This window comes from Marinobacter sp. DUT-1 (assembly GCF_050379415.1).
In the GTDB taxonomy this organism is placed as follows: Bacteria; Pseudomonadota; Gammaproteobacteria; order Pseudomonadales; family Oleiphilaceae; genus Marinobacter.
In genome coordinates this window covers 955356-963140 of record NZ_JBNRLS010000002.1, presented here as the reverse complement: position 1 = coordinate 963140, position 7785 = coordinate 955356, and the positions used below count along the sequence as shown (strand labels likewise).

8 protein-coding genes are annotated in these 7785 nt (G+C 51.6%); all 8 read left to right on the top strand.

The window, feature by feature from the left end:
• On the top strand, positions 1 to 326 hold a 326-nt coding region (locus tag ACQUTG_RS10010), incomplete at its 5' end, for a hypothetical protein (protein WP_428919244.1).
• A 12-nt stretch (positions 327 to 338) separates the two neighbouring features.
• A complete protein-coding gene (locus ACQUTG_RS10005) occupies positions 339 to 1373 on the top strand; it encodes a polysaccharide biosynthesis protein (RefSeq protein WP_428919243.1) in 1035 nt (344 codons plus the stop codon).
• Positions 1374 to 1376: 3 nt separating this feature from the next.
• Positions 1377 to 2495: a UDP-2-acetamido-2,6-beta-L-arabino-hexul-4-ose reductase gene (gene wbjC / locus ACQUTG_RS10000; protein ID WP_428919242.1), complete on the top strand. Its 1119-nt coding sequence runs from the start codon at positions 1377 to 1379 to the stop codon at positions 2493 to 2495.
• 17 nt (positions 2496 to 2512) lie between these two features.
• On the top strand, positions 2513 to 3646 hold the full coding sequence (gene wecB, locus ACQUTG_RS09995; protein WP_428919241.1) for a non-hydrolyzing UDP-N-acetylglucosamine 2-epimerase: 1134 nt from the start codon (positions 2513 to 2515) through the stop codon (positions 3644 to 3646).
• The gene (locus ACQUTG_RS09990) at positions 3639 to 4802 is read left to right on the top strand and encodes a glycosyltransferase (RefSeq protein WP_428919240.1); all 1164 of its coding nucleotides are present in this window, start codon (positions 3639 to 3641) and stop codon (positions 4800 to 4802) included. Before wecB ends, ACQUTG_RS09990 begins: the two co-directional genes overlap by 8 nt.
• Before the next feature lie 5 nt (positions 4803 to 4807).
• A complete protein-coding gene (locus tag ACQUTG_RS09985) occupies positions 4808 to 5824 on the top strand; it encodes an SDR family oxidoreductase (RefSeq protein WP_428919239.1) in 1017 nt (338 codons plus the stop codon).
• Positions 5821 to 6435, top strand: coding sequence for an acyltransferase family protein (locus tag ACQUTG_RS09980; protein ID WP_428919238.1), 615 nt, complete (start codon positions 5821 to 5823; stop codon positions 6433 to 6435). Before ACQUTG_RS09985 ends, ACQUTG_RS09980 begins: the two co-directional genes overlap by 4 nt.
• Before the next feature lie 79 nt (positions 6436 to 6514).
• Entirely contained in the window at positions 6515 to 7768 is a 1254-nt protein-coding gene (locus ACQUTG_RS09975) for an acyltransferase family protein (RefSeq protein ID WP_428919237.1), read from the top strand.
• The last annotated feature ends 17 nt before the right edge of the window (positions 7769 to 7785 follow it).

The following is a 7785-nucleotide window of genomic DNA, read 5'->3' as shown; positions in this document are numbered from 1 at the left end:
CCTTATTTATTGCTTTTCTTCCTGAAAGGTTGTGGGTTTGTAATATCAAAGAGAAGGTTTCTGACGATAGGTTTGTCTCGCTCTGTGCATTTGGCGTTGTTTTTGTTTGCTATTTGTTTTGGCTTGGAACATCTATATGGCTGGTTGCAAGGTTAGCGTTCTATTTTCTGCCCTTGGCTGGTGTTTTTTTGGTAATGGTTGTGGGTAATGTAAAGAATGTCATGTGGATTTTTATGGCGAAGATTGTGCTGCTTTTTGGTTTGATTTTTCTTTCGTCCTATATCAGTGGACCCCAGATTTCTGTAATTTTTAACTCTTTAATTTAGGTTGATTCTGCCATGTTTTCGAAAATGCGGTTGTTAATCACAGGCGGTACCGGCTCCTTCGGCAACGCCGTTCTAAAACGCTTCCTGGATACAGACATTGAAGAAATCCGCATCTTCAGCCGGGATGAGAAAAAACAGGATGATATGCGCAAGCGTTACGCCAATCCCAAGCTAAAGTTTTACATTGGCGATGTGCGGGACTACAACAGCATTCTGAATGCAACCCGGGGAGTGGATTTCATTTTCCATGCGGCGGCGCTTAAGCAGGTGCCGTCTTGCGAGTTCCACCCTATGGAGGCGGTAAAATCCAACGTAATTGGCACCGAGAATGTGCTGGAAGCGGCCATCCAGAACGAAGTGAAGCGGGTGGTGTGCCTGAGTACAGATAAGGCGGTGTATCCCATCAACGCCATGGGCATTTCCAAGGCGATGATGGAAAAGGTGATGGTGGCCAAGTCCCGCAATGTGGACCCGAAAAAAACCGTCATCTGTGGTACCCGTTACGGCAACGTGATGGCCTCCCGGGGATCGGTTATTCCGTTGTTTGTGGACCAGATTCGTGCGGGTAAGTCTCTCACCATTACCGACCCCAACATGACCCGTTTCATGATGACTCTGGCGAACGCGGTTGACTTGGTGCTGTATGCCTTCGAGCACGGGAGCAATGGTGACCTGTTCGTGCAGAAGGCCCCGGCTGCCACCATCGAAACTCTGGCCCAGGCATTGACGGATTTGGTGGGCAAGCCGGATCACCCCATCAATGTGATTGGCACCCGACACGGTGAGAAGCTGTTTGAAGCCCTGCTCAGCCGGGAAGAAATGGCCTGCGCGGAAGATCTGGGTGGTTATTACCGGGTGCCGCCAGATTTGCGGGACTTAAACTATGGTAAGTTTGTGGAGCAGGGCGAGGAGAAGATCTCACATACTGAGGATTACAACTCCCACAATACAGAACGCCTGGATGTCGTCGGAATGCAAACCTTGCTGCGTAAGCTGGAATTCATTCGTGCCCTGGAACGGGGTGAGTACCAGAGCCCGGAGGACTGATTGATGAAAGTACTGGTAACCGGCGCTAACGGTTTCATCGGCAAGAACCTGCAAATGCATCTTGAAGAGAAAGGCGGCTTTGAGATGGTGCCTTTCACCCGGGAGCACACCGAGCAAGACCTGCCGGGCTTGCTGGAAGGGGTGGACTGGATCGTCCACTTGGCCGGCATCAACCGCCCACAGGATCCGGCCGAATTTATCACCGGCAACGTCGGGCTTACCCGGGCTTTGTGTAACGCAGTGCAAGCCACTGACCGGCACATCCCGGTGATTTATAGCTCGTCGATTCAGGCGGAGCAGGATAATGACTACGGCACCAGCAAGCGCGAAGCGGAAGAAGCCCTGCTGGCCCTGCACGAAGCCACCGGCAACCCGGTCTACATCTATCGCCTGGCCAACGTGTTCGGCAAATGGGCACGGCCCAATTACAACTCGGCGGTGGCTACCTTCTGCCACAATATCGCCCGGGATTTGCCGGTACAGATTAACGACCCGAATGCTGTGATCAACCTGGTGTATGTAGACGACGTTATCGCCAGCTTCCTCAGCCTGCTGGGCGGCGAGCCAAAGAATGACTCGTTTGTGGATGTGGAGCCGGTTTACCAGATTACTGTGGGCGAGCTGGCCAGCCAGCTGAGCCGTTTCAAGGCCAGCCGGGATAATCTGATTACCGAACCGGTGGGTAACGGGTTGGTAAGGGCGCTGTATTCCACCTACGTGAGCTACCTGCCGCCGGATCGGTTCACCTACACCGTGCCGCAGCATGGCGACGAGCGCGGTGTTTTTGTGGAAATGCTGAAGACCCCGGATGCTGGCCAGTTCTCTTTTTTCACCGCCCACCCGGGTGTAACCCGTGGCGGCCATTACCACCACTCGAAAACCGAGAAGTTTCTGGTGATCAAGGGCAAGGCCTGCTTCCGCTTCCGCCATATGCTCACCGGGGAGTTCTACGAGTTGTTCACCGAAGGCTCTAAACCGGAGATTGTGGAAACCGTGCCAGGCTGGACCCATGACATTACCAACGTGGGCGACGACGAGCTGGTGTGTATGCTCTGGGCTAATGAAATTTTTGACCGGGACAACCCGGATACCTTCGCGTGCCCGGTGGGTACCGAAGCCTGAACGAACCTGGAACTGCCATGAAAAAACTGAAAGTGATGACCGTGGTCGGCACCCGGCCGGAGATTATTCGCCTGTCCCGCGTGATGGCCAAGCTGGACGAGTATTGCGAGCACATTTTGGTGCACACCGGCCAGAACTACGACTTCGAACTGAATGAAATCTTTTTCCAGGACCTGGGCATCCGCAAGCCAGACCACTTCCTGAGCGCCGCCGGCGCCAGTGGTGCGGAAACCATCGGTAACGTGATTATCGCGGTGGATAAAGTGCTGGCCGACGTGCAGCCCGATGCTCTGCTGGTACTGGGGGATACCAACAGCTGTATGGCGGTGATTCCCGCCAAACGCCGCAAGGTCCCCACCTTCCACATGGAAGCCGGCAACCGTTGCTTTGATATGCGGGTACCGGAAGAGATCAACCGCCGCATTGTCGACCACACTGCCGATATCAACCTGACCTACAGCACCATAGCCCGGGATTATTTGCTGCGAGAAGGCTTGCTGCCCGATCGGGTGATCAAAACCGGCAGCCCCATGTTTGAAGTACTGAACTACTTCCGCGATGGTATCGATGGCTCAGATGTACTGGAGCGCCTGGGTCTGAAAGAAAGAGAGTTTTTTGTGGTAAGCGCCCATCGGGAGGAAAATGTCGATTCTGAAAAGAACTTCCTGGCCCTGGTGGACACCTTGAATGCGATTGCCGAACAATACGGCTACCCGGTGATTGTCTCCACTCACCCCCGCACCCAGAAGCGGGTGGATGCCATGGGTGTGCAGTTCCACGAAAACGTGCGCCTGTTGAAGCCGTTGGGCTTCAAGGACTACAACAAACTGCAGCTGAGCGCCAGGGCGGTGTTGTCTGACAGCGGCACCATCAGCGAAGAAGCCTCCATCCTCAACTTCCCGGCTCTGAACATCCGGGAAGCTCACGAACGCCCCGAAGGCATGGAAGAAACCGCCGCCATGATGGTGGGGCTGAGCACCGAACGTGTGCTGCAGGGCCTGGCCATTCTGGAAAACCAGGGTAGGGGTGATGACCGCTACATGCGGTTGGTAGAAGACTACAGCATGCCGAATGTAGCGGAAAAAGTGGTTCGCATTATCCACAGCTATCGGGATTATGTGATGCAGACGGTTTGGAAGCAGTATGACTGAGGGTAGGAAACTTGTGGCCTATGTTGGCCCTTACAGCTTCCCTAATGGGGGGGCTGCTGCACGAAGGATCTATGGCAATTGTCGTTCGTTGCAATGTGCAGGTTATGATGTGGTGGTTAGTTCCGGCCAGCTTTCCGACGCGCCTATGCAAGACTACAACGGAATCCCAGTTGTGTCGTTGAATGAACGGCGGCATGAAAACTTGCCAACACTGTTGAAGCATTTGATGTACTTTACCGCCGGCAAGAGCACTGTTCGCTGGCTGGAGTCGTTGGAGAGAAAACCTGATGCGGTTATTCTCTATAGCGGCTACTCCCCGTACCTGATTCGTTTGCTGCCTTGGGCGCGTAAAAATAACGTTAAGCTAATATTTGATGCTGTTGAGTGGTACGACCCGCCTGGGCTAATATCCAAATTTTTATCGCCATACTTTCTTAATATTGAGTTGGCGATGCGAGTTTTGGTCAAGAGGTGTGATGGCTTAATTGTTATTAGCGAGTATTTGAAAAATTACTATGCCCCTCATTCTAAAAATATAATAAAGGTCCCGCCGACAGCAAGTTTTGATGTTAATGGTTTGTCCAGTTCGGCTGAGGGCACCGAACCAGTGAAGTTCGTCTACGCCGGCACTCCAGGAAAGAAGGACTCTCTGTCTTCCATTGTTTCTGCCGTTCTAACTGCTCATGATGCAGGGCAAAATGTTGAGTTACATATAGCTGGCATCTCAAGAGAAAAGCTTAGTGAGTACACCCCGTCGTCGGGTTTTAGTCAGGCGGTAATTGATGAAGTTGTCAAGTGCCATGGGGTGTTGAATCATAGTGATACAGTTAATCTTGTGGAAGTGTCAGATTATTCAATAATAATTCGCCCAAATATTAGAAGCGTGGAAGCAGGGTTTCCTACAAAATTTGTAGAGAGTATGGCTCTTGGGACACCTGTTATAGCGAATATAACGAGTGATCTGAGTGCCTACCTGGACGATGGCGTCAATGGTCTAGTTTGTCCTGATTCGAATGTCGATAGCTTAGCCAGGGTAATTGATAAAGCTGTTGACTTATGCAGAGATGGGGATTTGAGGGTAAAGGCTAAAGAAACTGCCGATGTGTATTTTACGCCAGAGAGTTATGCTAAAGACTTTAATTATCTAATTGGTTAGGTGCAATGAATATTTATAGGAGTATGCTTGATAATCTTAAGAATAATACCGGAACTTGGCTAATCACCGGCACTGCCGGCTTCATAGGCTCCAACCTCCTCGAACACCTCCTAAAACTGAACCAACGTGTAATCGGCCTGGACAACTTTGCCACCGGCCACCAAAGCAATCTCGATGAAGTTCAGTCTCTGGTGTCGCCGGAGCAGTGGTCCCGCTTCACCTTCATCGAAGGCGATATTTGCAATCAGGAGGATTGTGCCCGGGCCTGTGAGGGTGTGGATTATGTGCTGCACCAGGCGGCGCTGGGTTCGGTGCCGCGGTCTTTAAATGCCCCCATCACTACCAATGCCGCCAACATCACCGGCTTTCTGAACATGCTGGTTTCAGCGCGGGATGCGGGGGTGAAGAGTTTTACGTATGCGGCGTCCAGCTCTACCTACGGCGATCAACCGGCGTTGCCGAAGGTGGAGGAGAACATTGGCAAGCCGCTGTCGCCTTATGCCGTCACCAAGTATGTGAATGAGCTGTATGCAGAGGTGTTCGCCCGCAGTTACGGTTTCAAGGCCATTGGCCTGCGTTATTTTAATGTGTTCGGCAAGCGCCAGGATCCGAATGGTGCCTATGCCGCCGTTATCCCGAAATGGACCGCAGCCATGATGGGCGGCGAGGGTATGTTCATCAACGGCGATGGTGAAACCAGCCGGGATTTCTGTTTTATCGAGAATGCAGTGCAGGCGAACCTGCTGGCGGCCACGGCGGAGGATTCTGCGAAGAACGAGGTTTACAACGTGGCGGTGGGTGATCGCACCACGCTGAATGATCTGTTCAACGCGCTGAAGAGTGCCTTGGCGGAGAATGGCGTGGTGTATGACAAAGAGCCGGTGTACCGCGATTTCCGGCCGGGGGATGTTCGGCATTCACAGGCGGATATTGGTAAGGCGGCGAGTAAGCTGGGGTATGCGCCGGAGTTTAGGGTTCGCGAGGGGATTGCTAAGGCTATGCCTTGGTACTTGAAGGTATGAGTTCAATATACAGACCTGACATTGATGGCCTGCGAGCATTAGCCGTATTGCCCGTTGTGCTCTTCCACGTTGATGCGACCTTGATGCCCGGTGGTTTTGTAGGTGTCGATGTATTCTTTGTCATCAGCGGTTTTCTGATAACGGCCTTGCTACTGTCGGAGATGGAGGGCCAAAGATTCTCGTTTGCCGAGTTTTACAAGCGTAGAGTGGCCCGTTTGCTTCCGGCCCTGTCAGTCACTTTGTTAATGGTGGTTGTTTTTGGGTTCTTTTTTTACGGCAGTCGGCAGTTCGATAGCTTAGGTAAGGATATCTTTTTCTCAGCTTTTGGGGCAGCAAACCTGCATTTTGCGCAAGGTGTTAACTATTTCGCTCAAGACGCAGCTTATCAGCCGTTGATTCACCTTTGGTCGCTTGGGGTCGAAGAACAGTTCTATGTTGTTTGGCCTGTGGTGATGCTGGCGGTGTATAAGCTTTCCAAAAATCTGTTAGTGCCGGTCACTTTGCTGCTGTTCGCTCTTTCGTTCACGCTATCTATACAAGGTGTTAGCCAGGACTATCTGGCTGGTTATTTTTGGCCACACTACAGAGCTTTTGAGCTTTTGAGCTTTTGAGCTTTTGAGCGGCTGTTTTCTTGCGATCTGTTTGCACAGAGGGTACTTCGGTGGGTTGAATGATGGATACAAGGCCGCTTTGAGCCTGATTGGCGCCGGTTTAGTGCTACTTCCTATGTTTTTGCTGGATAAGTCCTCGGCATTCCCAGGCTACAATGCGCTGCTGGTGTGTGTTGGTGCCGGTTTGATTGTTGCTTTTCCTTCTTCCGGAAAAGCCTCAGTTACCCGTGTTCTGTCGAACAGAGTGCTGGTCTGGATTGGGTTGATTTCTTATCCACTTTATCTGTTCCATCAGCCAATTATATCGTTTCTGGTATTTTCGAATCCGGACTACCCAACAATGGTAGCTCTATTGATCGTATTCCCTGTTTCAATTCTGATGTCTTGGATGACCTATCGGTATATAGAGCTGCCGGTGCGAAATTACGTGAAGCGTGGTCCAAAGATTGCGCGGAGGATTTTAACTGCTGGTTTGGTGGCTTCGATTCCTTTTTTCGCGGTATCCGGCCTAGCCGTGGCCAAGTCGGGCGGGGTTCCAGAGCGATTTAAACTTTTAAACCCGTTTGCCATGGAAGTTGCAGAAGCACATGGCGCTACTTTTCATCGGTACTACCGCAGAGGTTTCGTAGTCGGCGAAAGCAACAATGCCCGAGTCCTATTTGTTGGGGACTCGGTTCTGCAGCAGTACGCATTTCCGATGATGAGCGCTCTTGGTATTGATCGGGCGCAGGCCGACTTTGTTACCCGGGGCGGCTGTGTTTTGCTTAAAGGTGTCGACTTCAAAGACCAGTTCTCTGACATCTCTTGTGATGACTTACGTGACCGGCTTTACAGCTTGGAAAAGAAATACGATCTGGTTGTCGTGTCTCAGCAATGGGAAGGATACGGAGGTGAGCTCATAAATGCCCCCGACGGCGTTTCTGGCATTGAGCGGTGGGAGCCGTTTCTTGCAAACACGGTATTACACTTCAAGAAGTACGCCGATGAAGTGGTTGTAGTGGGAGGCCATCTGAAGGTGACTGGAGCTACAGGTGTTCAACCGTCGGTACAAATCAGTAGGGAGTCATTGAGCGCGCAGCTTCGGGAGCTTCAAGTGGAAAGCCGTGAAACTATCGTGAACGCTGGAGTGTTCTTTTCTAAGCTTTCAGATCAACACTCGGTACGTGTGATTAATCCCTATGACATTTTCTGTGAGGGTGACGCATGTGAGTTGACTGATGGCAGGTGGTCATATTTTAGCGACAGTCACCACATATCATCCGCTTCAAGCGATTTTGTGACGACAAAACTCAAAGCGATTCTGGCAGCTAACCCTGTCCGCCCGGGTATATGAACGTCTCGGTCATTTAC